The sequence below is a fragment of the Schaalia odontolytica genome, from assembly GCF_005696695.1.
Lineage (GTDB): Bacteria > Actinomycetota > Actinomycetes > Actinomycetales > Actinomycetaceae > Pauljensenia > Pauljensenia odontolytica_C.
Genome location: NZ_CP040006.1, coordinates 917,340 through 942,409, shown reverse-complemented (window position 1 = coordinate 942,409; position 25,070 = coordinate 917,340). Strand labels below are relative to the sequence as shown.

The following is a 25,070-nucleotide window of genomic DNA, read 5'->3' as shown; positions in this document are numbered from 1 at the left end:
AATGAGATGTCGCTTCCGCCCTCAGGTCGACGAGCCTCCGCCTGCCTCGTCCACGTCGTCGCTCAGGTATTGCTCGAGGTACATGGGCAGTAGATAGACGGACGAGCCGCCAGCCGTGAGGATACCGGTCGCCGGAGCGGGTAGCCCTTCCAGGTCAACGCCTGCTGAATTTGCGGTCAGTCGAATCGTGGCCGCCGGGTTGTACTCGATGTCAGTGTCCGCGTCCTGGCTCCAATAGGCTGCGTCGTACTCCGCGTTCGCCGCGGTGAGCCTGATGCCTGTGTTCTTCCATCGGGCGTAGCGTTGCCGTCCCTGCGCCGAGGCATCCGTTGCGAGAGTTTCCTCGATGAGCTCGGCGGTGCGTGCTCGCGCTTCGTTGGTGATCCGGTCGAGTTCTTCGAGGGCCTGAGTGGGAGCGATCTGCCCGCCCTCAAGGCGTGTCCCGAGGTCGTTCACCGTGTCCTTGTCATCCCCCACGCGCTCCCTGAAAGCCTCAATGTCCGTCAGGATTCGCGGGTCCGTATTGACACTTTCGAGGGTGTCTGCGACGTCGTCGAGTATGTCCAGGTCTTCGATGATCGGGCCGACCTCGGTCTTCCACACGTCGCGCCAGCCGGGCGCGAGCGCGAAAAAGCCGCGCGCAGCCATGATCGCGGCATCCGCGTCTGCCAGGCGTTCCATCCGCGCAAGGATCTCATCCCCCGCGCCTGCCGACGCCTCGCTGAGCGACGCGAGGAAACCCGGAGGCCTGTGCTCGGCGATCCGAGCGCCAACCCTGACGCGTTCGGCTCGGGCACACTCGTGGCGCGCCGTCAGTCCGATCTCGTAGTAACCTGCGCCGACGAGCGTGGAAAACACGCGCTCAACCTCTGCCCGCCGGCTCTCCAAGGCAGCCCATTTCTCAGCGATCATCGTCACTTTCTGACGCCCCGAGCGCCGAAGATCAGCGCCGCGCCACAGCACTCCGATTCCGCACAGCGCCATGACCCAGCCGGTCCAATTCGGCCAGTCCACAGCCTCCCCCATCCCGTGATGGGCCTGATCATAGATGGCGATCGCCAGCTGAAGGGGAGCCACCAGCAAGAGAAATAGACCAAGAACGAGGCGCAGAGATCCGCGCGCAGCACTCCAGGACCGGCGCGAGGATTCCCGTGTCGCCTGCGCATTGATCGAATTCGGCGCCATGTTCACCATGCCCCAAGTCTGACACAGCCCCTCATCAGTTGTCCGGTATTGGGGCGTGCACCGAAAAGAAAGCGGGGCGAGCGGCTCTCGCCACTCGCCCCGCTCTCACCCGCCGATCACTCGGAGGGCGTCGTCTTCTGGATGAGCATGAGGAACTCAGCGTTGGACTGGGTTTCCTTGAGCTTATCGAGGACCAGCTCGAGGCCCTGCTGCTGGTCGAGGGTGCCCAGGACGCGGCGGAGCCTCCACATGATGCGCAGCTCCTCGGGCTTGAAGAGCAACTCCTCGCGACGGGTGCCCGACGCGTTGAGGTCGATTGCGGGGAAGATGCGACGCTCGGCGAGCTGACGCGACAGGCGCAGCTCCATGTTGCCGGTGCCCTTGAACTCCTCGAAGATGACCTCGTCCATCTTCGAACCCGTCTCCACCAGCGCGGAGGCGATGATCGTCAGCGAGCCGCCCTCGGAGATGTTGCGGGCAGCGCCGAAGAACTTCTTGGGCGGGTACAGCGCGGACGCGTCGACGCCACCGGAGAGGATACGGCCCGAGGCGGGCGCAGCCAGGTTGTATGCGCGCGACAGACGCGTGAGCGAGTCGAGGAGCACGACGACATCCTGGCCCAGCTCGACCAGGCGCTTGGCGCGCTCAATCGCGAGCTCGGCGACGGTCGTGTGGTCCGATGCGGGACGGTCGAAGGTGGAAGCGATGACCTCACCCTTGACGATCGAGCGCATGTCGGTGACCTCTTCGGGACGCTCGTCCACCAGGACGACCATGAGGTGCACCTCGGGGTTGTTCAGCTCAATAGCCTTGGCCATCTGCTGGATGACCATCGTCTTACCGGCCTTGGGCGGGGAGACGATGAGGCCGCGCTGGCCCTTGCCGACGGGGGCGACCAGGTCGATGACGCGCGGCGTGTAGGCCTTGGGAGAGGTCTCCATGCGCAGCTGCTCGGAGGGGTAGACCGGGGTCAGCTTACCGAACTCGCGGCGCGCCTGTGCCTGCTCGATCGTCATGCCGTTGACGGAGTCAACGCGCACGAGGGCGTTGTACTTCTGGCGCTGACGCTCGCCCTCGCGGGGCAGGCGCACGGCACCGGCGACCGCGTCGCCAGCGCGCAGGCCCCAGCGGCGCACGTTGCCGAGCGTCACGTAGACGTCGTTCGGGCCGGGCAGGTAGCCGGAGGTGCGCACGAAGGCGTGGTTTTCCTGGATATCGAGGATGCCGGCGATCGGCGCGAGGTTATCCTCGCCGCCGCGCGCGGGGCGAGCTTCGCGGTTCTCACGACCCTCGCCGCGGTTCTCGCGGTTCTCGCGATTCTCACGACCCTCGCCGCGGTTCTCACGGTTCTCACGGTCGCGACGACCACGGCGGCCGCGCTCACGGCGGGGGCGACGTGCCTCGGTGTCATCGCCGTCGGGCAGCTCGATGTTCAGGACGGTCTCGACGACGCTCGTGTCGGGCTCCGGAGTGGGCTCGGTGCGTTCGGCGGCCGGCAGGGGCAGGTCGAGGGTGACGTGCGCGGGCTCAACGGCGCCCTGGCTCACAGCGCGGCGGCGGCGAGAGCGTCGCGGAGCCTCGGCGGGCGCGTCGGACGCGGAAGCCTGCTCAACCGACTTTTCGGCGGCCGGCTTCTCAGCCTTGTCAGCCTTCTTCTCGGACGAGGCAGCGGCTTCCTTGCGGGGAGCCTTTTCCTGCGGGGTCGAGGCGCCGGCGCCGTTGCTCAGCAGCTCGATCAGCTGGGACTTACGAAGCTGGGAGATGCCCTTGAGGCCGCGGGAGGCGGCCAGAGCCTTCAGCTCAGGCAGCTTCATCGCCGACAGCGACGCGGCCGTATCGGCGGAGGTTTCGTTGCTCACGAAGTGATCCTTACTGGAATGCGCCCACAGCGGGCGAGGTGATTGCTCAAGCACATGAAAAAGCTTGATCAGGAAGATGCACAAAAGAGGTGCATCGCGAAGGCCGAAGTCGAACATTCGTCTCAACCTGAAAAAAATATAGCAAGACCGCCAGCCCGCTGTCGATCAGACGACACGGCTGGCGGTGCTTGCGCAGAAACTCACAGGGCGTAAATGCTCAGAATTCCACCTTCGAGAGGCTTCCGCGGGTGATCTGGACACCCTGGGGAGCCACGCCCATCGGGACGACTCGCCACCCGGCAGCCGCGGCATCCCGGCGGATGTCGGCACCGACGGATTCCAGGGAGAGGACCGTCGGGCCCGCGCCGGAGACGACGGCGGCAAAGCCGGCGCCGCGCAGCCAATCGACGAGGGCGAGGGAGGGTTCCATCGCGGCCCGACGCTGCTCCTGATGAAGGCGATCGCGGGTGGCCTCCATGAGGAGAAAGTGCAGGTCCGCTCCCCCGCTCGCCTGCGCATTGCCCGAGAGCACGGCGGCCAGCAGGGCGCCGCGGGCGACGTTGAAGCTCGCGTCACCGTGGGGCACGGTCGCGGGCAGCGCGGCACGCGCGGCGGCGGTGCGCAGCTCGAAGTCTGGGATGAAGGCGACCGGGTGAATACCCTCGGGCGGGGTCAGGCGAACGCTGCCAACCTCGGAGGTCTCCTCATTCATCCACGACACGGTCGCGCCGCCGAAGACGGCCGGAGCAACGTTGTCGGGGTGGCCCTCCATCTGCGAGCCGATTTCGAGGATCTCCTGGCGGCCGAGCACGTCGGCGTCACCGATGAGGGCGCGCGCCAGGGTCACACCGGCGACGATCGCACTCGCAGAGGAACCCAGGCCTCGGGAATGGGGGATCCGATTCGTGCAGTGCATACGCACGCCCACCTGGGGCGCGCCGACGCGGTCGAGTGCGAGGCGCAGCGCGCGCACGACGAGGTTGTCCTCGCCCTGCTCAACGTTTCCGGCTCCCTCACCCTCGACGACGACCGAGGTGGCCCCCGTCGTCGCGTGGACCGAGACCTCGTCCCACAGGTCGAGAGCCAGGCCCATGGAGTCGAATCCGGGGCCGAGGTTCGCGCTGGTCGCGGGAACCTTCACCGCAACGAAATCATCACGCAGGCGCACGTCACTCACCCTCAACGCGGATCGTGGAGGTCACCTCGCGCACCGCGTCGGAGACGGACAACGCACGTGCGACGGCGCGCAGGTCGGCCTCGCGGGCGCGGTGGCTGGTCACGACGATGACGCAGGCACCGGGCACCTCGTCGTTGCGCTGGTGCACGGACTGGATCGAGACGCCGTGGCGGGCGAAGATTCCGGCAACGTCGGACAGGACGCCGAGGCGGTCCTCGACCTGGAGGCGGATCTGGTAACGCGTGTGCGTCGAGCCGGGATCGAGGATCGGCAGGTGGGCGTAGACCGACTCGCGCGGGGCATGCCCACCGAAGGCGCGGTGGTGCGCCGCGGCGACGAGGTCGGACAGAACAGCCGAGGCCGTGGGAGCGCCGCCCGCTCCCTGGCCGTAGAACATGAGACGACCCGCGGCCTCGCCCTCAACGAGGATCGCGTTGAAAGCGCCGTCGACGGAAGCGAGCGGGTGATCGGAGGGAACCTGTGCGGGGTGGACGCGCATGGCGACGCCCTCGCGACCGTCCTCGCCGATGCGGCGCTCGGCGATGGCCAGGAGCTTGATGGTGTGGCCGACGCGAGCGGCCTCCTCCATGTCTTCCTTGGTGATGCTCGAGATGCCTTCGACAGCGACGTCGTCAATGCCGACGCGCGTGTGGAAGGCCAGGGAGGCCAGGATGGAGCACTTGGCGGCTGCATCGAAACCCTCGACGTCGGCGGTGGGGTCGGCCTCGGCGAAACCGAGGTCCTGCGCCTGCTTGAGAGCATCCTCGTAGCTCAGCCCCTTGGTGCTCATCGCGTCCAGGATGAAGTTCGTCGTGCCGTTGACGATGCCCATGACGGTCGTGATGCGGTCGCCGGCGAGGGACTCGCGCAGGCCGTACACGACGGGGACGGCGCCCGCAACGGCGGCCTCGTAGTAGAGGTCGGCACCGTTAGACGCGGCTGCCTCGTAAAGCTCGGGACCGTGGGCGGCCAGGAGGGCCTTGTTGCCGGTGACGACCGAGATGCCCTGGTTGAGGGCGCGCAGCACGAGGGTGCGAGCGGGCTCAATACCGCCGATCAGCTCGACGACGAGATCCATGTTGTCGATCGCCTCGGCCGGGTCGGTCGTCAGCAGCTCGCGGTCGATCGGAGCGTCACGCGGGGCATCCACATTGCGGACGAGGACGCGGCGCACCTCCATCTCCGCGCCCGAGCGAGCGGCGAAATCCTCGCGACTCGACTGAAGAATGCGAATGACCTGGCTACCGACGGTTCCGGCTCCAAGAACGCCAACTCCGAGGACAGGACGGGGTGCAGACATAGGACTTTTTCTCCTTTGTGGGACGGGCACTGGTACCAGTGTAGGCGGTCAAAGCCCCTCCCTTCTCTTAAGGACCTTGGTCCCACAATTTGACCGACAGAGACTATGGGCCCATATCCTGAGACACAGAACATAGACTGTCGGTCGATATGGGTTGTGGAGACCCCCCAAGCCGTAGGACAATGGGCCTAAGCGTTGGAATCCGACGCACATGGAGCTTCGCTCCGAACATACCGTCCCCACAACGGGATACGGACATCCGAGAAGAGGAAGAATGACGACAGCAGACCAGAAGGCCTGGGAAGGTTTCGTAAAGGGTAACTGGTGCGATGAAATCGACGTTCGTGATTTCATCCAGCTGAACTACACCCCGTACGAGGGCGACGCCTCGTTCCTGGCAGGGCCGACCGAGAAGACCCTGCGCGTGTGGAACACTCTCGAAGAGAAGTACCTCTCCGAAGAGCGCAAGGTGCGCATCCTCGACATCGACACGGACACCCCCGCCGACATCGATGCTTTCAAGCCCGGCTACATCTGCGAGGACGACAACGTGATCGTCGGCCTGCAGACCGATGCCCCCCTGAAGCGCGCGATGATGCCGAACGGCGGCTGGCGCATGGTCGAGACGGCCATTCACGAGGCCGGCATGGAGTACAACCCCGAGGTGAAGAAGATCTTCACCAAGTACCGCAAGACCCACAACGATGCGGTCTTCGATATCTACACGCCGCGTATTCGTGCTGCTCGTTCCTCCCACATCATCACCGGTCTGCCGGACGCCTACGGCCGTGGCCGCATCATCGGCGACTACCGCCGCGTGGCCCTCTACGGCGTTGACCACCTCATCGCCGAGAAGGAAAAGGACAAGGATCGTTACGCGAACGAGCCCTTCTCCGAGCACTGGGCGCGTTACCGCGAGGAGCACTCCGAGCAGATCAAGGCCCTCAAGAAGCTGAAGAACCTGGCGCAGTCCTACGGCTACGACATCTCCGGCCCGGCCACCAACGCGCACGAGGCCGTGCAGTGGACCTACTTCGGCTACCTGGCCTCCGTGAAGTCCCAGGACGGCGCCGCCATGTCGATCGGCCGCCTGTCCGGCTTCTTCGATGTCTACTTCGAGCGCGATCTGAAGAACGGCACGCTGGATGAGTCCGGCGCCCAGGAGATCATCGACGCCCTCGTCATCAAGCTGCGCATCACCCGCTTCCTGCGCACCATCGCCTACGACCAGATCTTCTCGGGCGACCCCTACTGGGCCACCTGGTCGGACGCCGGCTTCGGCGACGACGGCCGTACGCTGGTCACCAAGACCTCGTTCCGTCTGCTCCAGACGCTGGTCAACCTCGGCCCGGCCCCCGAGCCGAACATCACCATCTTCTGGGACGAGAACCTGCCCCGCGGCTACAAGGAGTTCTGCGCCCGCATCTCGATCGACACCTCGTCGATCCAGTACGAGTCCGATCCGCAGATCCGCGCGCACTGGGGCGACGACGCCGCCATCGCATGCTGCGTCTCCCCCATGAAGGTCGGCAAGCAGATGCAGTTCTTCGGCGCGCGTGTGAACGCCGCCAAGGCCCTGCTCTACGCCATCAACGGTGGCCGCGACGAGATGACCGGCAAGCAGGTCATGGAAGGCTACGAGCCCGTCCAGGGTGACGGCCCGCTCGACTTCGATGACGTGTGGAAGCGCTACGAGGAGATGCTGGACTGGGTCGTTGGCACCTACGTCGAGGCCCTCAACATCATCCACTACTGCCACGATCGCTACGCCTACGAGTCCATCGAGATGGCGCTGCACGACTCCGAGATCATTCGCACCATGGGCTGCGGCATCGCCGGTCTGTCCATCGTTGCCGACTCGCTGGCCGCCATCAAGTACGCGAAGGTCTACCCGATCCGCGACGAGACCGGCCTGGTCGTCGACTACCGCACCGAGGGCGACTTCCCGACCTACGGCAACGACGATGACCGCGCCGACGACATCGCCGCGACCGTCGTCCACACCGTCATGGACAAGATCCGCGCCATCCCCATGTACCGCGACGCGATCCCGACCCAGTCGGTCCTGACGATCACCTCGAACGTCGTCTACGGCAAGGCCACCGGCTCCTTCCCGTCGGGCCACCAGAAGGGCACCCCCTTCGCCCCCGGCGCGAACCCGGAGAACGGCATCGACACGCACGGCATGGTCGCTTCCATGCTGTCGGTCGGCAAGCTGGACTACAACGACGCGCTCGACGGCATCTCGCTGACGAACACGATCACCCCGCAGGGCCTGGGCCGCTCCAAGGAAGAGCAGATCCAGAACCTGGTCGGCATCCTCGACGCCGGCTTCGTTCCGGACGATTCCTGCGCCTACGACGGCACCAAGGGCTACTGATCCACCATCGGCGGGGATCGATGCGCCACCCGTGTTGATCCCCGCCACCCACCACTCGTGGGTGAGCCGCACCGCGACCCGCCCAAACCGGCACCGCCGGAATCTCACAAAAGGAGAAATGTTATGGCAACCAAGACCTACGAAGAGCGCCTCGCCGACATGAAGGCCGCCCGCGAAGAGCGCGGCGACAAGGAGGGCCTGTACCACGCGAACATCAACGTTCTCGAGGAGTCCACGCTGAAGGACGCCATGGAGCACCCCGAGAAGTACCCGAACCTGACCGTTCGCGTTTCCGGCTACGCCGTTAACTTCGTCAAGCTCACCCGTGAGCAGCAGCTGGACGTCCTGTCCCGCACCTTCCACCACTCGGCCTGATAGCTGATTGGAGTGGGGCGTCGGGCAACGCTCGGCGCCCCACTACTATGTCTGCCCACGTCGGCGCGCACCGCTGACGCAGCCCGGCCTCGTTCCCATCACGGCCACCACTCCCACTCAACCGCGAAGAAGGAATTATGTCGCAGCCCCTCGCTCTCCCCACGTTCCGTGAGCAGGACTTCCAAGCTCCCCAATCCCGTACCGTCGGCGCCGGCGTCGAAGGCCTGGAGGAGATCACGGACCTGGAGCGCTCCGAGCGTCTGCGCCGCATGCGTGAGGGCACGCTGGGTTCCATTCACTCCTGGGAGCTCGTCACCGCCGTTGACGGCCCCGGCACGCGCATGACGGTGTTCCTCAACGGCTGCCCGCTGCGCTGCCTGTACTGCCACAACCCCGACACCTTCCTCATGAAGGACGGCGCTCCCGTGTCAGACACGGAGCTGCTCTCCCGCATTGCCCGCTACCGCCGCATTTTCCGCACGACGAACGGCGGCATCACCCTGTCCGGCGGCGAGGTCCTCATGCAGCCGCAGTTCGCCAAGCGAATTCTGATGGGTGCCAAGGAGATGGGCGTTCACACCTGCATCGACACCTCAGGGTTCCTGGGCGCGAACTGCGACGACGAGATGCTCGACGCGATCGACCTGGTGCTCCTGGACGTCAAGAGCGGCAACGAGGAGACCTACAAGAAGGCGACGGGACGTTCCCTGGCGCCCACGATCGAGTTCGGCGACCGCATCGCGGCTCGCGGTGGCGCCACCCGCATCTGGATCCGCTTCGTCCTGGTTCCGGGTCTGACCGACGACCCCGAGAACGTGCGCCAGGTCGGCGAGATTGTCTCGCGCTGGAAGGACGTCATCGATCGCGTTGAGGTCCTGCCCTTCCATCAGCTGGGCAAGGATAAGTGGCACTCCCTCGGCCTGGAGTATCAGCTGGAGGACACGAAGGCTCCCACGCCCGAGGCCACCGAGGAGGTCCGCAACTACTTCCGTTCGCTGGGCTTCCTGGTCCACTGACGCGAACGTACCGGGACCCCGGGAGGAAGCGGCTTAAGCCCGCTCCCCCGGGGTCCACGTGTGTCCGCTGACGCCCCATCCGCGCTCGGCGATGACCCGCTGGGCCTCGTCGGCGTAGGGTGCCTCGAGGCGGTTGACGTAGAGGGTGCCCTGCAGGTGGTCGTATTCGTGCTGGAAGATGCGCGCGAGCCATCCGCGCGCGCTGACCTCGATGGCGTTGCCGTCCACGTCGTAGCCGCGCAGGACCGCACCGAGCGCGCGGCGCAGGGGGTATCCGTAGCCAGGCACGGACAGGCAGCCCTCGGATTCGAGCGCTATGTCGGGTTCCTCGGGCAGGATGGCTCCCGCCCCTTCGGTATCCCACACGAGGTCGAGCGTGGGGTTGACGACGACGCCGTGCAGCGCCGTGTTGAAGCCGCACGCGGGGGCCTCGTCGAGCTGAAGGACGTCGCGGTAGTGGGAATCGAAGGAGCCGGCGCCGCCGTACCTCCACACGAAGACTTGAGAGCCGACGCCCACCTGGGGTGCGGCGAGGCCGACGCCGGGTGCGGCGTGCATCGTCTCGATCATGTCGGCGACGAGGTCGCTCAGCTCCGAATCGAAGGACTCGATTGGTGCCGCGGCCCGGTGCAGGACCGGCTCGCCCGTGATGCAGATCGGCAGGATGCTCATGCGTGATCTCCCGTGTGTGCGATGACTCCGACGCCCGCTGCTTCGATGGCGCGCGGGGTGGTGGGGTCCAGGTTCTTGATGACGCGGGCGGGGTTGCCCACCGCGATGGAGTTGGCGGGGATGTCGCGGGTGACGACGGCGCCCGCTCCAATGATCGAGTTTTCGCCGATGGTCACTCCCGGGCAGACGACGACGGAGCCACCCAGCCACACGTTGTCCTCGATGGTGATCGGTGCTGCGGACTCCCATTTCGCTCGACGAGGCCCGGGCTCGGTCGGGTGGATCGCCGTGTAGAGCGAGCAGTTGGGGCCGATGAGGACGTCGGCGCCGATGACGACCGGCGCGACATCGAGCACGGTCAGCCCATAGTTGACCCAGGAGCCGTCGCCGATCGAGATGTTGTAGCCGTAGTCAACGCGCAGGGGCGGTCGGATGTCGACGCACTCCCCCACCTGGCCAAGGACCTGGGCGAGCAGGTACCGAGCAATATCCGGGTCGGTGGGATGCGCCTGCTCGTAGAGGCTCAGGAGGCGAACCGCGCGCTTCATTGATGCGGCGAGTTCATCGTCCGCGACGTAGTAGTCACCATCGCGCATGCGCTGCACGGGTGTGCGCTCGTCGTCGCAGAATCGGGGGTCGTCGAAGTTCGTTCCCGGGGAGATGGTCATGCGACCAGGGTAGTCGAGGCCCTCTCGAGGCGGGGGGCGCGGCGCGCATCCAGGTGGCCGAGGAGTGCGTGCAGCTGGGAGATGTCGGCCGCGGGGTCCTCGGGGTGCCACTGCACGCCGATGACGGGGGCGTCGATCGACTCGATGGCCTCGATCGTGCCGTCGGGGGCGTAGGCGCTGACCTGGAGGCCCTGCGCGAGGCGATCCACGCGCTGGTGGTGCGCCGACGAGATAACCAGCTCGGAGTCGGTAAGGACGGGGGCCAGGGCGCGCTCAAGGTTCGTTCCCTCGCCGACGCGCACGCTGTGGCGGATGAAGCGGTGATCGGACAGGATCCGGTTATTCGTGTGGGTGCCATGAGCACCCTCAATATGCTGCTCGAGCGTGCCGCCCAGCGCCGTGTTGATGATCTGCATGCCGCGGCAAATCCCCAGGAGCGGGGTGCCCGTGCGCACGGCGTAGTCGACGAGGGCGATCTGTCCGCGGTCAGCGCGGTACCAGTGACGCCCCTCGGCCTCGTAGCCCTGGGGGGCGCCGTACAGGCTGGGGTGGACGTCCTCGCCGCCCATGATGATGATGGCGTCCGCGTGCTGGGCGCGCAGGGCGGCACCCTCGGCACCATCTTCCTGAGCGTACTCGCGGATAACGTTCCAGTTCGGCAGCGCGGCCTCAAGGAGACGATCCCACAGGCGCATGCAGATGTTGTTGTATGCCTCGTCCCCCGGGCGTGCCGGCAGGACGTTGGAAATCAACAACGTCGGCTTCGTGTGGTTCGTCATGGTTACTATCTTTGCAGTCTCGCAGCCACCGTGCCGGGTGGGTTCACGGGGTGGCCAATTGTGACAGCTCGTGTCCACCCCACGTGCAACGTGAGAATAGCGCTCCCCCACGCACGACGAGGCCGGGGCTGATCCGCGCGTTCACGGCCTCTGAGCCCCAGCCTCGTTCGTCGATGGTCAGTTCTCGGACACGAAGCGGTCCACGCGGGCGAGCAGCTCGGCCTTCTCGTCATCTGAGATCCACGCGATCTCGATGGAGTTGCGGGCGATGCGCTCCAGGTCGGCGCGGCCAAGGTCGAAACGCTCGGCGAGCGCCAGGTAGTTGTCCCCGACGTATCCGCCGAAGTAGGCGGGGTCGTCGGAGTTGACGCTGACCTTCACACCCGCGGCGGTCAGCTCGACGATCTCCTTGCCCTTCATCTCCTCGGTGACGAAGGAGTTGGACAGGGGGCACGAGGTCAGGCCGATACCGTGGTCGCGGGCGTAGGCGACCAGCTCGGGATCCTCGACGATGTTCGTGCCGTGGTCGAGGCGCTCGGCACCCAGCTCGGTGAGGGCCGCGCGGATGTTATCAATCGAGCCGACCTGGTCGATATCGCAGTGCATCGTCACGTGCAGGCCGGCCTCGCGGGCCAGGGCAAAGACCTCGGCAAACTTCGTGGGCGGGTTGTCACGCTCGTCGGAGTCCAGGCCCACACCGATGAACATGTCCTTATAGGGCAGCGCTGCCTGGAGGGTCTCGAGCGCGGACTCGGCACTCATATCACGCAGGAAGCACAGGATGAGGTCGGCGGACAGGCCGGCCTCGCGGGCCTCGACGACGGCGCGGTGATAGCCGCGGATGACCGTCTCGATGGCGATGCCGCGCGAGGTGTGGGCCTGCGGGTCGAAGAAGCACTCGGCGCGCACGACACCGTTGGCGCGGGCGCGCTCGAAGTAGGCGGCGGCCAGGTCGTGGAAGTCGTCCTCGTCCTGGAGGACGTCCATGGCCGGGTAGTAGACAGCCAGGAAGGACGTGAGGTCGTTGAACCGGTACGTTGCCTGGACCTCCTCGACCGTGGACTGGCCGATGTCGACGCCGTTCTTGCGGGCGAGGGCCAGCTTCAGGTCGGGTTCGAGGGTGCCTTCCAGGTGCAGGTGCAGCTCGGCCTTGGGCAGTCCAAAGGCGAAGTCGCGGGTCACGTCAGTGCTCATGTGTCCTCCACAGATAACGGGGCGGGTGTCGCGGAACAATTGTCCCACTCCACCCGCCCCGTGCTGAGGGAGGCCACATAGCGAACGGTCCGACGCGGCGGCCACCGTTCACTCAGTCAGACAGTCTGCCTCAGGCCAGCGCCCCCATCGGGTCCCAGGCCGGCAGGTGCAGCGGTTCCTCGGTGATGACCGCGCGCAGCTCGGCAGGCAGGTCGTCCACGTGCACAGCCACCTCAAATACGTTGGCGTCGAACCAGGCGGCGTCCATCGTGAAGAAGCCCTTCTCACCGGGCTCCTCGCCCCAGGAGTTCTCGACGCGGAAGCGGCGGGCGTTGCCCTCCTCGTCGATGTCGACACCCGTGAAGAGCATCGCGTGGTTCATCGCGGACTCGCCCGTGTTGACGCGCTGCTCCTTCGAGGTGGAGAAGTCCACGCCGAAGAGGTTGTCGAAGTCGTAGAGGCCCTCGACGAACAGGCCGGAGGCGCGGTCGGACTGCTGGCCGCAGTCAGCGCCGAACCAGACGGCGCGGCCCGAGGCCAGGATGGAGGCCGTGATCTCACGGATCTGCTCGACGGGGGTGTTCACGTAGAGGATCGGGCGACCGCCCACAACGTTGCCCATGTGATCGACCGTCAGGGTGTGGCCCTTGGGGTGCTCGACGCGTGGGTCGTCGACGAGGCACACGTACTGCGTGAGGTCCACGTCCACGTAGCGCTCGTAGAACTCGCGCGGGGTGAGCACGCCGTCGCGGTGGAACTCGCCCTTGTCGTCGCGCCACTCCCACTCGAACGAGGCCGGGGGCTCGCCCAGGCAGATGACGAGGATCCGCCACACGTCGGCCAGCGCGGCCTCCTTGACCTCGAGGATCTCCTCCTCGGAGGCGCCGGCCTCGACGAGGGAACGCAGCTCGAGGGCGGTGCGGCGCAGGACGACCTTCAGGCGGGCGTTCATGGGAGCGGTGTGGCCGGAGGACTCGGTCTCGGGCATCGCGACCTTGGGGACGAGGCCGTGCTTGAGGTAGAGGGAGACCGCCATGTCCCACTGGCCGCCGTCGGAGAGGACGTCGCCGAGCAGGAACTGCAGGAGGCGGCCGTCGAGTTCCTCGGTCTTCGCGGTCGCGATAATGTCGGTGAGGAAGAAGTTTGCGCGCTCGAACTTGTCCCAGAACAGCACGTAATTCTGCGAGAACTCGAAGTCCTTGAGGCCCAGGTGGGTGCGCGCGGTGGAGCGCAGCAGGTTCAAGGAGGAGAAGAGCCAGCAGCGGCCGGACTTCTTCTGCGACGTCACCTTCCAGTCGTCCACCTTGTGGGACACGACCGTGGGGGTGGCGACCACCTTGGCGCGGTCGAAGGCGACCGGCTCGACGCCGGCGTGGGCGACGGCGTTGCGTGCGACCGCGCGGGCGGAGTCTGAGGATGCGTGCAGGGAGGCGACGAATTCGTCGGTGATTTCGTGTGCCATGGGACGAGGCATTCCTTTCAATCGAGATTCATTCTCTATAAGGATACGCTTTTCGTAGTGACGCAGACGACTCAACTCCGTTTAGAATGAGTGTTATTCATGTTCAGTGAATGCGAAGGAGCATCAATGTTGGACCGGAGTGCATCGGGGCGCGAGATCGTTTTACAGGCCGGGGACTACGAGGCGCGGATCGTCACCGTCGGTGCCGGGCTGGCTGGCCTGCGCTACCGCGGGCACGAGCTCATTGTCTCCCACGCCGTGAACGAGTGCCCCCCGGGATACCTGGGCAAGGTGCTCATGCCGTGGCCGAATCGCGTCGCAGGCGGCTCCTACTCGTGGGAGGGAAGCTCCTACGACCTTCCCGTCGACGAGCCCGCTTTCGGGACTGCGCTCCACGGTTTCGTGGCCTTCCAGGAGTGGGAGATCGCCGAGGCCGAGACCTCCTCGGTCCTTCTGTGCACCCTCATCGCGGCGCGCTATTCCTACCCGTGGACGCTGGCGGTGTCCGCCCGCTACAGCCTGGACGCGGACACGGGCCTCACCGTCGAGCTGTCGGCGACGAACATCGGAGAGGGCACCGCCCCCTACGGCGTCGGCTTCCACCCATACCTGGCCGTCGACAGTGTCAAGGCGGATGATCTGGAGCTGGAGAACCCCGCGTCGATCATCTATGAGGCCGACGCGTCCATGATCCCGGTGGCGGCCCACGACGTGGCCTCCTTCGGGCTGGACTTCCGCTCCCCCGCCATCATCGGCGCCTCCCGCCTGGACCACGCCTTCGCAGGCCTGCCCGAGGGCACCTGGGCCGTGACGCTGCGCGACCCGTCTTCTGGCGTGGGCGTGTCACTATCCTCGGATGCGCGCTGGCTGCAGGTTTACTCGGCCGACTACATCGACCGCGTGGGCGTGGCCGTCGAGCCGATGAGCTGCCCGCCCAACGCCTTCAACTCCGGCACGGACGTGATCGCCCTGAAGGCGGGCGAGACCCACACGCTGAGCGCGCGAATCACCGGCTTCGAGAGCTGACGATTCCTAGTATTTCCCCGCGGCGGCGCGGATCAGCGTGAGTGCGACCGCGCCGGCTGTGGAGGAACGCAAAACGTTGTCTCCCAGCCCAATCGTGCGGGCACCGGAGTCCACCAGCTGCGCAGTCTCCTCGGCTCCGATGCCGCCCTCGGGGCCCACAATGAGGGCGATCCGTGCGGGCAGAGTCCCGTCCGCGCGAGACTCCTGAACGCGGGCAAGAGCAGCCCCGAGCGAATCCGTCGCCTCCTCGTGGCAGACGAAGGCTACCCCGGCCTCGTCCGTCAAGGAGGCGACCCAGGAGGCGAGCTCGCGGCTGTCCTTGACGTCCTCAACGACCGGGACGAAGGCGCGGCGTGACTGCTTAGCGGCCGCGCGGGCCACGCCCTCCCACTTCGCGCGCCCCTTCTCAGCCTTCGGGCCCTTCCACTGGACGATCGCGCGCTGCGATGCCCACGGGATCACCCTGTCAATGCCGATCTCCGTGCAGATTTCGACGGCGGCCTCGTCGCGCCCACCCTTGGCGAGCGCCTGGACGAGGATCACCTCGGGACTCGGGCTGTCCTCCTGCACGAGCTCGCGCACGACGAGGGTCAGCGAGGACTTATCACTCCCACTCACCTTGCACGTCGCACGCGCTCCGGCACCGTCGACGACGTCGACCCACTCCCCCGCGCCGATGCGGCGCACGGATGCTGCATGACGTCCCTCAGCTCCGCCAAGGGTCGCACTGTCCCCCACGGACAGGGACGCAAGGGCCGGGGTCAGGTCCTCGGCGAGGAAAACGGGCAGCGTCACGGTGCATCACCCCATGAAGGTGTCGCGGAGCTTGTCAAAGAACGAGGCCTGCTGACGATGCGGCTCCACGCGCACCTCACCGCGGACCTTCGCGAGCTCCTCGAGCAGCTCGCGCGACTTGTCGTCGAGCTTCTTGGGGATCTGAACGTCCACATGCACATGCATCGAGCCGCGGCCCGAGCGCTGCAGGTGGCCGACGCCCAGGCCCTCCAGGACGATGTCGTCGTTAGGCTGGGTGCCCGGGTTGATCGTCACGGTCTTCTTGCCGTCGAGGGTGTCCAGCTCGAACTCGGTGCCCAGCGCCGCCGTGGTCATCGGGATCGTGATCCACGTGTGCAGGTCGTCGCCTCGGCGATCGAACACGGGGTGCTTCTTCTCGCGAATCAGCAGGTACAGGTCGCCGTTCGGACCACCGCCGGGGCCGACCTCGGCCTCGCCGCTGACACGGATCTGTGTCCCCTCGCTGGCACCGGCCGGGATATTGATGTTGAGGGTACGGCGAGTGCGCACGCGGCCCGCTCCCGAGCACTCGGCGCACGGGGTCTCAATGATGTTGCCGTATCCCTGGCAGGTCGGACAGGGAGCCTGCGTCTGCATACGACCGAAGAGCGAGTTCTGGATCTGGGTGACAAAGCCCGAGCCGTGGCAGGTCGTGCACTGCGTGGGCGAGGTGCCCGGCTGGCACATCGAGCCGTTGCAGGCGTCACACAGGACGTGGGTGTCGAAAGAGACCTCCTTGGCGGCACCGAAGGCGGCGTCCTCCAGCGTGATGTCAACGACCACCTGCTTGTCCTTACCGCGGCGCACGCGGGAAGCCGGGCCCGCAGCGGACGCGCCGAAGCCGCCGCTGAACATGGCCTCGAAGATGTCGGAGAATCCACCGAAGCCTGCGCCCGCACCCGCGCCACCGCCGCGCAGAGCATCAGGACCACCGATGTCGTACATCTGGCGCTTCTCGGGGTCCGAGAGCGTCTCGTAGGCGACGGACAGCTCCTTGAAGGCTTCCTCGGAGTCGGCTCCCGCGTAGTCGGGGTGAAGCTTACGCGCGAGCTTGCGGTAGGCCTTCTTAATCTCGTCCTGGCTGGCGTCACGGGCGACACCGAGAACCTCGTAGTAGTCTCTCACGGCTGCTCTTTCTTCTCGTGGGGATGTTCATCAACGTCTGTGGGGCGGCATTAGCCGCCGTGCTGGGAGGCGAGATAGCGCGACAGGTAGGCGGCGACTGCTCGCACGGAGCTCATCGTGCGCGCGTAGTCCATGCGCATGGGGCCAACGATGCCGAGGTGCGCGGATCCGACGGAGTCGTCGGCGCCAGCACGGTACGTGCCCGTGACGACGGCGGCTTCCGCCAGGCCGTCGTGGGGATTCTCGGCGCCGATACTCACGTGCACGTCAGCGCCCGGGTCGGCCTCGGCGAAGAGACGCATGAGGACAACCTGCTCCTCGAGAGCGTCGAGGACGGGGGCAATGTCGTGAAAGTCGAGGGCTCCACGGGCCAGGTTCGCGGCGCCCGCGACAACGATCTTCGACTCGCTCTGCCCGCTCAGGACATCCGTCAGGGCCGCGCCGATCGCAGCAACCGTCCCCACCAGCTCGGGCCGGGCCGAGGCCGTGGCCTCGTCAACGCAGGCCTGCGCGGTCGCAGAGGTCGCACCGTCGCAGTGGTGACGCAGGTGTTCGCGCACCTCACGCAACTGCCCATCGTCGAGGGGCGCGTGGAGGGTGAGGCTGCGCTCTCCGACCTCGCCGTCCGTGGTGATGACGACGACAAGGACGCGACCGGGAGCCAGAGCGATGACCTCGAGGTGCTTGAGGACGCGCACGCGCGCCCCCGGATACTGCACGAGGGCCACCTGATGCGTCACCTGGGCGAGGAGACGAACGGAGCGCTCCACGACGTCGTCGATATCGACAGACTCGGCCAGGAAGGTCTCGAGGGCGTGGCGTTCCGGCCCGCTCATGGGCTTGAGTTCGGCGAGTCGATCGACGAACACGCGGTAGCCGCGGTCGGTCGGCACACGCCCCGCCGAGGTGTGGGGCTGATAGATGAGGCCGGCTTCCTCCAGCACCGCCATGTCGTTGCGGATGGTCGCGGATGAGACGCCGAGTCCTCCGGCGGCGATAGCCTTGGAGCCGACGGGTTCGCGGGTGGCCACGTACTGGGTGACGATGGCGCGCAGGACGTCGAGCCTGCGGTTTTGTGCGCTGTTGCGTGTCATGCCATCTCCTCCCGTTCTGGCACTCCTACTTCCTGAGTGCCAATGCTACTCCTCGCAGCCAATCGGGGGCGACATGAGGGCCGCGCCAGGTGTGCGCCCAGCGCGAACCTCACACTGGGCGACGCGAGTCATTGCGCCCAGGGCACGGTCACGAAGTCGATGAGCTCCTCGACCCGCCCCAGCAGCGCCGGCTCAAGGTCTCGGTAGGTGCGCACGGTGGACAGGATCCGCTTCCACCCCATGGCGATGTCACGCTGGTCGGCGTGCGGCCAGCCGAGGGCCTCGAGGGTTCCATGCTTGATATCGGTGCCACGCGGAACGTCTGGCCAGCGCTCGAGGCCGACACGAGCGGGCTTGACGGCCTGCCAGATGTCAACGAACGGGTGACCGAGGACGAGGACCGCGCCCGACCAACGCGCCGACACTGCCTCGGCGATGCGAGACTCCTTCGAACTGGGAACCATATGGTCGACAAGAACACCCGCACGCGCGGTGTCTGTCGGGCCAAAAACCTCCAAGATCGCCTCAAGGTTGTCAACGCCTTCGAGAAGCTGCACGGCAATCCCGGCCTCGGCCAGGTCCTCGCCCCACACGTGCTGCACGAGCTCCGCGTCATGGCGCCCCTCGACCCAGATGCGCGAGCGCTTAGCGACCTTGGGACCACTCGACGCGGGAGCGAAAGATCCGGAGTTCGTGATGCGCCGCCCCGACGCGCTCACCTGAGCACCCGGCGAGGCCTGGGTGGGAGCCGGGCGCGGAGGCAGCGCCTCGATGGGGCGACCCTCGAGCCAGAAGCCGGGTCCGAGGGGGAAGGAGCGACGCACTCCTCGACGATCTTCGAGTTCGACGAGGTGAATACCGCCAGACTTCTCCACGCGCGTCACTGCCCCAACCCAGCCCGAGGCCACATCCTCGAGGACCATACCGATCTCGACATGGACGGCCTGCGAACGCGGACGCCGCGCTCCCGGCCCGTCGCGATGCGGGTCGTGGGCGAAAATGTTGCGGCCGTAGGGGTCTGAGCTATTCACCCGGCATACTCTAGCGGCACGGGAATCAGTGCTGGCTTACGACACGAATGAGCATCGACACGAGAGCGGCCAAGATCCACGAGGATACCGAGCCGATCAGGAACTCTTCGGCCTTCTCGCCCGTTGAATCCTGCGAGATCTCGGGGAATCGAATGACTCCCTTGGCGGCAACGACTGCCGCGATCGCGATCTCTGCGCCGGCACCGGCCAAAACGATGATGAGCAGGCGCTCAAGCGGACCGATCCAGCGCCCGCCACGCAGAGCCGTCACTTTCTCTTCCTCCGCCTGCCCGCCCAAGACGGGCAGCGCGCCGGAGATGAGCTCGGGCTCCGCAGCCTCCTCCTCGCCACCTTCGCTCCCTTCCGCGTCCACCACCGGTATCGCCGGAAGAACGGGAGCGTTGATCCACCCGGGCACAGGATCGGAGGCGCGGCCGCGCGCGCACTGCAGAATCGCTGTAATCAGGTGATTCACAGGACCCGTCACGAGGAAGAGAACCGCGATGATCAGGTCGATAGGGCGCCCTGAGCGCAGCGACAGCAGGGGGAAGTTCAACGGATCCAGGCTTAGCAGTGCGACGAAGCCGACGGATGCCAACGCCCAGCGAGCGAGAACGCCGCGCGCCGACGGATCCACGAGGTCCCACGCAAACCACACGACCGCGAGAGTCGCGCCGATCGCGTTTGCGACGGCACTCACTCCCAGGATGAACCAGGAGTAGCAGATCACTGCGAGGAGCAGCGTCAGGAAGAGCGACAGGCGTCGCGACCAGCGGCGCGGGTCAGAGGTGAGAAGTACGGTCAGCTCCGAGGCGGCGATGCCCAGGAGAAGAACTTCATGCACGAGCGGCCTCCGCAATGATGAGTGAAGACTGAATGAGCCCCGCCCCCGTGCCCCGGGCGAAGTCGGAGATGGCCTGCTGCGACAGCTTCTCGACACGGGCGATCTCCACCTGCGTCTTACCCAGCAGCAGCGAGGCCGTGATGCGACGATGACGCGCCGACAGCTTGAGAATCGAATGATCGCGCAGGCTCAGCATGGCGTTGATGCAGGTCTGGCAGCGCGAGGAGAACTCGGATTCGACGGACGCATGCGCCATGAACCACGTGCGAATGAACGGATTGGAGGAATCCTGCACATCGTGCGCGCGATTGATCGCGGCGCGGGCCGCCCACCACGCAGATCCATCCTGAAGAGCCGCCGACTCTGCGCCGAGACCACGGGCCGGCGCCTGGCGATGCACGCCCGACGCAAACTCCTCAATCCGACCGGCACCAATGCCGAAGCGCAGCTGGAGCTGCGGAGGAAGGAGAAGCTGCGCGCGCAGCGTCAGGAGGAGAGCATCCTCGAGCGTGTAGGCAACCGCCTGGAACTCGTCGCCCACCGTCGGGTACGGAGCCTGCAGGAGAGCCAGCCCCTCACTGGCCCGCTCCAAGGCTGCTTCAAAGATTCTCTGAGCGTCTGCACGATTGGTCAACGTACGAGAGCCCACGATGTCAGCAATGACAGCGTATCGCAGAGTCACAATACCACACTTTTCCTTGTATCTGACCCTCCACAAGCCCTCTCAAGGAGACGGCCAGCAGACAGCACGGCTTCACATGACATACCTAGGCAAACACATTTCAACCATGATGTCAACAGTATTGCCACGTAATCCAAGCTTGTCACATTCACAGTACCTAATCACTTATGAATACCTCATAAAAGTATCCACAGTTTTACTTGTATCTAGATAACTACAAGGCGAACTGTGGCAACTAGCAGAGAAAACGATCGTTTACCACCGCATGCAGATTACGGAGTAGTGCCACGAAAAAGGACTCAATACCCCATCAATTCGCGGGTCACATAGTCGGCGAGCAGCCGGCCGCGCAGCGTGAGAATCACCCGTCCCCTGAGGGCTGCGGCAGCATCGATCAGCCCGTCCGCGATGAGCGCGGCAACGCGCCCACCCGAGACCGCGCCAGCCCCCAGAGCTACCCCGGCCTCGTCCGCCTGCCGAGTCCCCGGCAGGCCGGCCAGCTCGATCCCCTCGGACGTGCGCACACCCAGCATGACGCGTTCAAGCTCGCGCGTGTCCTCGTCCAAGATCTCCCCCGCGTAGGCAGGGGAACGCCCATCGCGCAGCCTTGCAGCGTACGCGGCAGGGTTCTTAACGTTCCACCAGCGCATACGCCCCACGTGGGAATGCGCGCCGGGTCCCAGGCCCCACCAGTCCCAATCGCGCCAGTAGGCAAGGTTGTGCGCCGACGCGTGCGCGTAGAACGTGGACGGGCGCCCCGAGGCCAGGTCCGCGTCGGTCGCGCGGGCAAAATTAGAGATCTCGTACCAGGCGTACCCGGCCTCGCTGAGGAGCGCATCGGCAAGCTCGTACTTGGCGGCCTCGTCGTCCGGATCGGGGGTCGGGAGTTCTCCCCTGGCGACCTGCCCGCCCATCTTGGTTCCCTCCTCGACGACGAGGGCGTAGGCGCTGATGTGGTCGGTCTCGTAGGAGAGGGCGGCGCGCAGAGACGCCTCCCAGTCGGCGAGGCTCTCCCCTGGCGTGCCGTAGATGAGGTCAACGGACGTCGACAGGCCCGCTTCCTTCGCCCATTGGACGACGAGGGGCACCCGCTCCGGAGTATGGGTGCGGTCGAGAGTCTTGAGGATCGCGGGGACCGCAGACTGCATGCCGAAAGAGACACGCGTAAAACCCGCGTCGGCCAGCTGCACCAGCCCCACGCGCGTCACCGTGTCGGGATTAGCCTCAAGGGTCACCTCTGCACCGGGCGCGATGCCGATGCGCTCACGCAGGCCCGTCAGGATCTCGGCGAGCTCGGCGGTGTCAAGCATCGTCGGAGTGCCTCCGCCAAAGAAAACGGTCTCAGCCTCGCGCGCGGGCAGCCCGGACTCAGCCATGACGCGGGCTGCCAGCGAGGCCTCGGCCAGGACCGACGGCGCATAGTCTCCCACCTGGGCGCCCGGGCCGAAGCCCACCGTGTACGTGTTGAAGTCGCAATACCCGCAGCGCACGCGACAAAACGGCACGTGCACATACAGGGAGAGAGGACGCTGGGCCTCCACCTCAACGAGGCCTGGGTCCAGAGCGCCGTCGTCTGGCCAGCGCTGGCCGTCTGGCTGCGCGGGGCTCACGAGCACCCTCCCGCCAGCGAACAGGTCGCGCCGGGCCTCATGGCGGATTCAGCCACGGGGACGGCGGATACCGACGATGTCGTGGGCATGGCGGCCCGCATCGATGCCTCGGGTCTCAAAGTGCGTGACAACGCGCCCCTCAAAGCGCGGGGCGAATCCGCCGCGCTCCGGCTGCGGATCCTCCGGATCCGGATGCTCTCCCGCGTGCGGGTTCTCAAAGAGTTCGCAGGCTTCGATAACGTCGCGCATCTGCCAGGCGTAGTCGTCCCAGTCGGTAGCCAGGCGCCACACTCCCCCGTCACGCAGCAGGCGCGCGACCTCACGCGCGAAGGAATCGGAGACGAGGCGACGCTTGCGATGCCGAGCCTTACGCCACGGGTCGGGGAAGAACGTCCAGACCTCGTCCAGGCACGCGTCCTCCAGCATGATCGGCAGCGCCTGGGCCGCGTCGGCCTCGATGACGCGAATGTTGTCCACGCCAGCCTCGACCGCCTTGGAGACGAGCTTGGCGATACCCGGAACCCAGACCTCGAGGGCCAGGAAGTTGCGCTCAGGATGAGCGGTAGCAGCGGCGACGATCTGTTCGCCCGTTCCCGAGCCGATCTCGAGCGTCACGGGTGCGCTGCGCCCAAAGAGCTCGGCCAAATCGAGCGTGAAATCCTCCGCGACCGTCGTGTAGCCGACACCGCGACGCGGCTCCACCACGTAGCGATGCGCGTGGGCCTCCCACGTGCGCACGAGATTCGCGGGCAGCTCGCGCGTACGCCGCGTGAAAGACTTCGTGCGGCTCATGAAGACCGTGCCCTCGGGGGCCTCGCCCGGACGGCGATCCGCTCGCTGGCCGACGGGAGTGCGACCCTCCACGGCCTCGTTCATCTGATCCCCGCTCACTTCTTGCCCGTCGGAACGTCGGAGGTCAGAGCCGCGATGAAGGCTTCCTGCGGCACGTCGACACGGCCGATGGACTTCATGCGCTTCTTGCCTTCCTTCTGCTTCTCGAGCAGCTTGCGCTTACGGCTGATGTCGCCGCCGTAGCACTTGGCGAGCATGTCCTTACGCAGGGCCTTAATGGTCTCGCGGGCGATGACGCGCGCGCCGACAGCGGCCTGGACCGGAATCTCGAACTGCTGACGGGGAATGAGTTCCTTCAGGCGCTTCGTCATGCGCTGGCCGTAGTTGTAGGCGCCGTCGCGGTGAACGATCGCGCTGAATGCATCGACGCGGTCACCGTTGAGCAGGATGTCGACCTTGACGAGGTCGGCGCTCTGCTCGCCGCTCTCCTGGTAGTCCAGGGAGGCGTAGCCCCGCGTGCGAGACTTGAGCTGATCGAAGAAGTCGAAGACGATCTCGGCGAGGGGCAGCTGGTAGTGCAGCTCCACGCGGTCCTCGCTCAGGTAGTCCATGCCCTGCATCGAGCCGCGGCGCTCCTGGCACAGCTCCATGATGGTGCCCGTGAACTCGGTGGGCGTCAGGATCGTCGCGTTGACGACGGGCTCGCGCACCTCGGAAATCTTTCCTTCGGGGAACTCGCTCGGGTTATCAACGCGCACCTCGGCGCCGTCCTCCGTCACAACGCGGTAGACGACGTTCGGGGCGGTCGCGATGAGGTCGAGGTTGAACTCGCGCTCCAGACGCTCACGGATGATCTCCAGGTGGAGCAGTCCGAGGAAGCCGCAGCGGAAGCCGAAGCCGAGGGCCGCAGAGGACTCGGGCTCGAAGGTGAGCGCCGCGTCGTTGAGCTGGAGGCGCTCGAGGGCGTCGCGCAGGTCCGGGAAGTCCGATCCGTCAACCGGGTAGATGCCGGAGAAGACCATCGGGTTCGGATCGCGGTAGCCCTCAAGAGCCTCGGTCGCTCCGCGCACCTGACTGGTGACGGTGTCGCCGACACGGGACTGACGCACGTCCTTCACGCCCGTGATCAGGTAACCGACCTCGCCGGCACCGATACCCTCTTCAGGCTTCGGCTCGGGCGAGATAACACCAAGCTCGAGGAGCTCGTGGGTGGCGCCCGTCGACATCATGCGCACGCGCTGACGGGTCGAGAGCACACCGTCGACGACACGTACGTAGGTGACGACGCCGCGGTACGTGTCGTACACGGAGTCGAAAATCATCGCGCGCGTTGGGGCGTCGGGGGTTCCCTCGGGGGCGGGGACGACCTCGACGATGCGGTCGAGGAGGTCCTCGACGCCCTCGCCGGTCTTGCCTGAGACCTTCAGGACCTCACTCTCGTCACAGCCGATCAGCTGAGCGACCTCGTGCGCATACTTCTCGGGCTGGGCGCCCGGCAGGTCGATCTTGTTGAGGACCGGGATGATCGCGAGGTCATTCTCGAGGGCCAGGTACAGGTTCGCGAGCGTCTGGGCCTCGATGCCCTGCGCAGCGTCGATAAGGAGGACCGCACCCTCGCACGCCGCCAGGGAACGGGAGACCTCGTACGTAAAGTCCACGTGACCGGGCGTGTCGATCATGTTGAGCGCGTAGGGGGTGCCCTCGTGTGCCCACGGCATGCGCACCGCCTGACTCTTGATCGTGATGCCGCGCTCACGCTCGATATCCATACGATCGAGGTACTGGTCGCGCATCTCGCGCGCCTCGACGACGCCGGTCAGCTGGAGCATGCGGTCCGCGAGCGTCGACTTCCCATGATCGATATGGGCGATGATGCAGAAGTTACGGATCTGCCCCTGCGGGGTATGGGCAGGGCGAATCTGCGCCTGCTGCTCGGGCGTGGGGATGGGCACGTGAACCTCCGTGAAGTCGTTAACCTCCTTATCGTCCCATTGTCGTAGGCAT

General features: G+C 66.2%; 22 protein-coding genes. 4 read left to right on the top strand and 18 right to left on the bottom strand.

All coding sequences use genetic code 11. The annotated features are described in order from the left end of the window. Positions 1 to 21: 21 nt before the first annotated feature. From FBF35_RS04105 to FBF35_RS04090, 4 genes are all read right to left on the bottom strand, one after another. Positions 22 to 1,194, bottom strand: a complete 1,173-nt coding sequence (locus tag FBF35_RS04105; RefSeq protein WP_060566908.1) for a DUF5129 domain-containing protein — start codon at positions 1,192 to 1,194, stop codon at positions 22 to 24. Between the two features lie 107 nt (positions 1,195 to 1,301). Continuing rightward, a complete protein-coding gene (gene rho / locus FBF35_RS04100; RefSeq protein ID WP_060566906.1) occupies positions 1,302 to 3,161 on the bottom strand; it encodes a transcription termination factor Rho in 1,860 nt (619 codons plus the stop codon). 100 nt (positions 3,162 to 3,261) lie between these two features. After that, the gene (thrB, locus tag FBF35_RS04095) at positions 3,262 to 4,212 is read right to left on the bottom strand and encodes a homoserine kinase (RefSeq protein WP_060566904.1); all 951 of its coding nucleotides are present in this window, start codon (positions 4,210 to 4,212) and stop codon (positions 3,262 to 3,264) included. A gap of 1 nt (position 4,213) precedes the next feature. Continuing rightward, the gene (locus tag FBF35_RS04090) at positions 4,214 to 5,521 is read right to left on the bottom strand and encodes a homoserine dehydrogenase (RefSeq protein WP_060566902.1); all 1,308 of its coding nucleotides are present in this window, start codon (positions 5,519 to 5,521) and stop codon (positions 4,214 to 4,216) included. A 274-nt stretch (positions 5,522 to 5,795) separates the two neighbouring features. On the opposite strand from FBF35_RS04090, the gene pflB reads away from it, so the two are divergent. From pflB to pflA, 3 genes are all read left to right on the top strand, one after another. Further along, entirely contained in the window at positions 5,796 to 7,901 is a 2,106-nt protein-coding gene (gene pflB / locus FBF35_RS04085; protein ID WP_060566900.1) for a formate C-acetyltransferase, read from the top strand. A 123-nt stretch (positions 7,902 to 8,024) separates the two neighbouring features. Next, a complete protein-coding gene (gene grcA2, locus FBF35_RS04080; protein WP_003792950.1) occupies positions 8,025 to 8,276 on the top strand; it encodes an autonomous glycyl radical cofactor GrcA2 in 252 nt (83 codons plus the stop codon). 137 nt (positions 8,277 to 8,413) lie between these two features. After that, positions 8,414 to 9,292 carry a pyruvate formate-lyase-activating protein gene (gene pflA, locus FBF35_RS04075; protein ID WP_060566898.1) on the top strand — a complete coding sequence of 293 codons (879 nt, stop codon included), beginning with the start codon at positions 8,414 to 8,416 and terminating at the stop codon, positions 9,290 to 9,292. A gap of 33 nt (positions 9,293 to 9,325) precedes the next feature. Here the strand turns inward: pflA and FBF35_RS04070 are convergent, their stop codons facing one another. From FBF35_RS04070 to FBF35_RS04050, 5 genes are all read right to left on the bottom strand, one after another. Beyond that, a complete protein-coding gene (locus FBF35_RS04070; protein WP_060566895.1) occupies positions 9,326 to 9,964 on the bottom strand; it encodes a peptide deformylase in 639 nt (212 codons plus the stop codon). Continuing rightward, positions 9,961 to 10,632: a sugar O-acetyltransferase gene (locus FBF35_RS04065; protein WP_060566893.1), complete on the bottom strand. Its 672-nt coding sequence runs from the start codon at positions 10,630 to 10,632 to the stop codon at positions 9,961 to 9,963. Before FBF35_RS04065 ends, FBF35_RS04070 begins: the two co-directional genes overlap by 4 nt. Further along, a complete protein-coding gene (locus tag FBF35_RS04060) occupies positions 10,629 to 11,411 on the bottom strand; it encodes a gamma-glutamyl-gamma-aminobutyrate hydrolase family protein (protein WP_060566891.1) in 783 nt (260 codons plus the stop codon). The genes FBF35_RS04065 and FBF35_RS04060 overlap by 4 nt, the downstream gene beginning before the upstream one ends. A gap of 177 nt (positions 11,412 to 11,588) precedes the next feature. Beyond that, the gene (gene add, locus FBF35_RS04055) at positions 11,589 to 12,605 is read right to left on the bottom strand and encodes an adenosine deaminase (RefSeq protein WP_060566889.1); all 1,017 of its coding nucleotides are present in this window, start codon (positions 12,603 to 12,605) and stop codon (positions 11,589 to 11,591) included. Positions 12,606 to 12,735: 130 nt separating this feature from the next. After that, positions 12,736 to 14,067 (bottom strand): aminopeptidase C, encoded by a 1,332-nt coding sequence (locus tag FBF35_RS04050; RefSeq protein WP_060566887.1) that lies wholly within the window; start codon positions 14,065 to 14,067, stop codon positions 12,736 to 12,738. A 126-nt stretch (positions 14,068 to 14,193) separates the two neighbouring features. Here FBF35_RS04050 and FBF35_RS04045 point away from each other — a divergent pair, with 126 nt between their 5' ends. Continuing rightward, positions 14,194 to 15,093 carry an aldose-1-epimerase gene (locus tag FBF35_RS04045; protein WP_060566884.1) on the top strand — a complete coding sequence of 300 codons (900 nt, stop codon included), beginning with the start codon at positions 14,194 to 14,196 and terminating at the stop codon, positions 15,091 to 15,093. Between the two features lie 6 nt (positions 15,094 to 15,099). Here the strand turns inward: FBF35_RS04045 and FBF35_RS04040 are convergent, their stop codons facing one another. The 9 genes from FBF35_RS04040 to lepA all read right to left on the bottom strand — a co-directional run bounded on the left by FBF35_RS04040 (position 15,100) and on the right by lepA (position 25,018). Further along, entirely contained in the window at positions 15,100 to 15,888 is a 789-nt protein-coding gene (locus tag FBF35_RS04040; RefSeq protein WP_060566882.1) for a 16S rRNA (uracil(1498)-N(3))-methyltransferase, read from the bottom strand. Between the two features lie 6 nt (positions 15,889 to 15,894). After that, a complete protein-coding gene (dnaJ, locus tag FBF35_RS04035; RefSeq protein ID WP_060566880.1) occupies positions 15,895 to 17,013 on the bottom strand; it encodes a molecular chaperone DnaJ in 1,119 nt (372 codons plus the stop codon). A gap of 50 nt (positions 17,014 to 17,063) precedes the next feature. Further along, a complete protein-coding gene (gene hrcA / locus FBF35_RS04030) occupies positions 17,064 to 18,107 on the bottom strand; it encodes a heat-inducible transcriptional repressor HrcA (protein ID WP_060566879.1) in 1,044 nt (347 codons plus the stop codon). Between the two features lie 128 nt (positions 18,108 to 18,235). Next, entirely contained in the window at positions 18,236 to 19,030 is a 795-nt protein-coding gene (locus FBF35_RS04025; RefSeq protein ID WP_060566878.1) for a DUF3097 family protein, read from the bottom strand. A 133-nt stretch (positions 19,031 to 19,163) separates the two neighbouring features. Next, positions 19,164 to 19,982 carry a hypothetical protein gene (locus FBF35_RS04020; RefSeq protein WP_060566875.1) on the bottom strand — a complete coding sequence of 273 codons (819 nt, stop codon included), beginning with the start codon at positions 19,980 to 19,982 and terminating at the stop codon, positions 19,164 to 19,166. Continuing rightward, positions 19,975 to 20,664, bottom strand: a complete 690-nt coding sequence (locus FBF35_RS04015) for a SatD family protein (protein WP_060566872.1) — start codon at positions 20,662 to 20,664, stop codon at positions 19,975 to 19,977. The genes FBF35_RS04020 and FBF35_RS04015 overlap by 8 nt, the downstream gene beginning before the upstream one ends. A gap of 299 nt (positions 20,665 to 20,963) precedes the next feature. Beyond that, the gene (hemW, locus tag FBF35_RS04010) at positions 20,964 to 22,274 is read right to left on the bottom strand and encodes a radical SAM family heme chaperone HemW (RefSeq protein ID WP_187348969.1); all 1,311 of its coding nucleotides are present in this window, start codon (positions 22,272 to 22,274) and stop codon (positions 20,964 to 20,966) included. A 48-nt stretch (positions 22,275 to 22,322) separates the two neighbouring features. Further along, on the bottom strand, positions 22,323 to 23,150 hold the full coding sequence (trmB, locus tag FBF35_RS04005) for a tRNA (guanosine(46)-N7)-methyltransferase TrmB (RefSeq protein ID WP_060566868.1): 828 nt from the start codon (positions 23,148 to 23,150) through the stop codon (positions 22,323 to 22,325). Positions 23,151 to 23,161: 11 nt separating this feature from the next. Then, positions 23,162 to 25,018 carry a translation elongation factor 4 gene (gene lepA / locus FBF35_RS04000; protein ID WP_060567188.1) on the bottom strand — a complete coding sequence of 619 codons (1,857 nt, stop codon included), beginning with the start codon at positions 25,016 to 25,018 and terminating at the stop codon, positions 23,162 to 23,164. Between the last annotated feature and the right edge of the window lie 52 nt (positions 25,019 to 25,070).

What these genes read in the sequence shown, in the direction of transcription:
- FBF35_RS04090 (WP_060566902.1), bottom strand. Translation starts at nt 5,521, where the DNA reads ATGTCTGCACCCCGTCCTGTCCTCGGAGTTGGCGTTCTTGGAGCCGGA.
- FBF35_RS04105 (WP_060566908.1), bottom strand. Translation starts at nt 1,194, where the DNA reads ATGGTGAACATGGCGCCGAATTCGATCAATGCGCAGGCGACACGGGAA.
- hrcA (WP_060566879.1), bottom strand. Translation starts at nt 18,107, where the DNA reads ATGACACGCAACAGCGCACAAAACCGCAGGCTCGACGTCCTGCGCGCC.
- FBF35_RS04065 (WP_060566893.1), bottom strand. Translation starts at nt 10,632, where the DNA reads ATGACCATCTCCCCGGGAACGAACTTCGACGACCCCCGATTCTGCGAC.
- FBF35_RS04050 (WP_060566887.1), bottom strand. Translation starts at nt 14,067, where the DNA reads ATGGCACACGAAATCACCGACGAATTCGTCGCCTCCCTGCACGCATCC.
- FBF35_RS04025 (WP_060566878.1), bottom strand. Translation starts at nt 19,030, where the DNA reads ATGGTCCTCGAGGATGTGGCCTCGGGCTGGGTTGGGGCAGTGACGCGC.
- rho (WP_060566906.1), bottom strand. Translation starts at nt 3,161, where the DNA reads ATGTTCGACTTCGGCCTTCGCGATGCACCTCTTTTGTGCATCTTCCTG.
- FBF35_RS04060 (WP_060566891.1), bottom strand. Translation starts at nt 11,411, where the DNA reads ATGACGAACCACACGAAGCCGACGTTGTTGATTTCCAACGTCCTGCCG.
- trmB (WP_060566868.1), bottom strand. Translation starts at nt 23,150, where the DNA reads ATGAACGAGGCCGTGGAGGGTCGCACTCCCGTCGGCCAGCGAGCGGAT.
- grcA2 (WP_003792950.1), top strand. Translation starts at nt 8,025, where the DNA reads ATGGCAACCAAGACCTACGAAGAGCGCCTCGCCGACATGAAGGCCGCC.
- add (WP_060566889.1), bottom strand. Translation starts at nt 12,605, where the DNA reads ATGAGCACTGACGTGACCCGCGACTTCGCCTTTGGACTGCCCAAGGCC.
- FBF35_RS04070 (WP_060566895.1), bottom strand. Translation starts at nt 9,964, where the DNA reads ATGAGCATCCTGCCGATCTGCATCACGGGCGAGCCGGTCCTGCACCGG.
- FBF35_RS04045 (WP_060566884.1), top strand. Translation starts at nt 14,194, where the DNA reads ATGTTGGACCGGAGTGCATCGGGGCGCGAGATCGTTTTACAGGCCGGG.
- pflA (WP_060566898.1), top strand. Translation starts at nt 8,414, where the DNA reads ATGTCGCAGCCCCTCGCTCTCCCCACGTTCCGTGAGCAGGACTTCCAA.
- pflB (WP_060566900.1), top strand. Translation starts at nt 5,796, where the DNA reads ATGACGACAGCAGACCAGAAGGCCTGGGAAGGTTTCGTAAAGGGTAAC.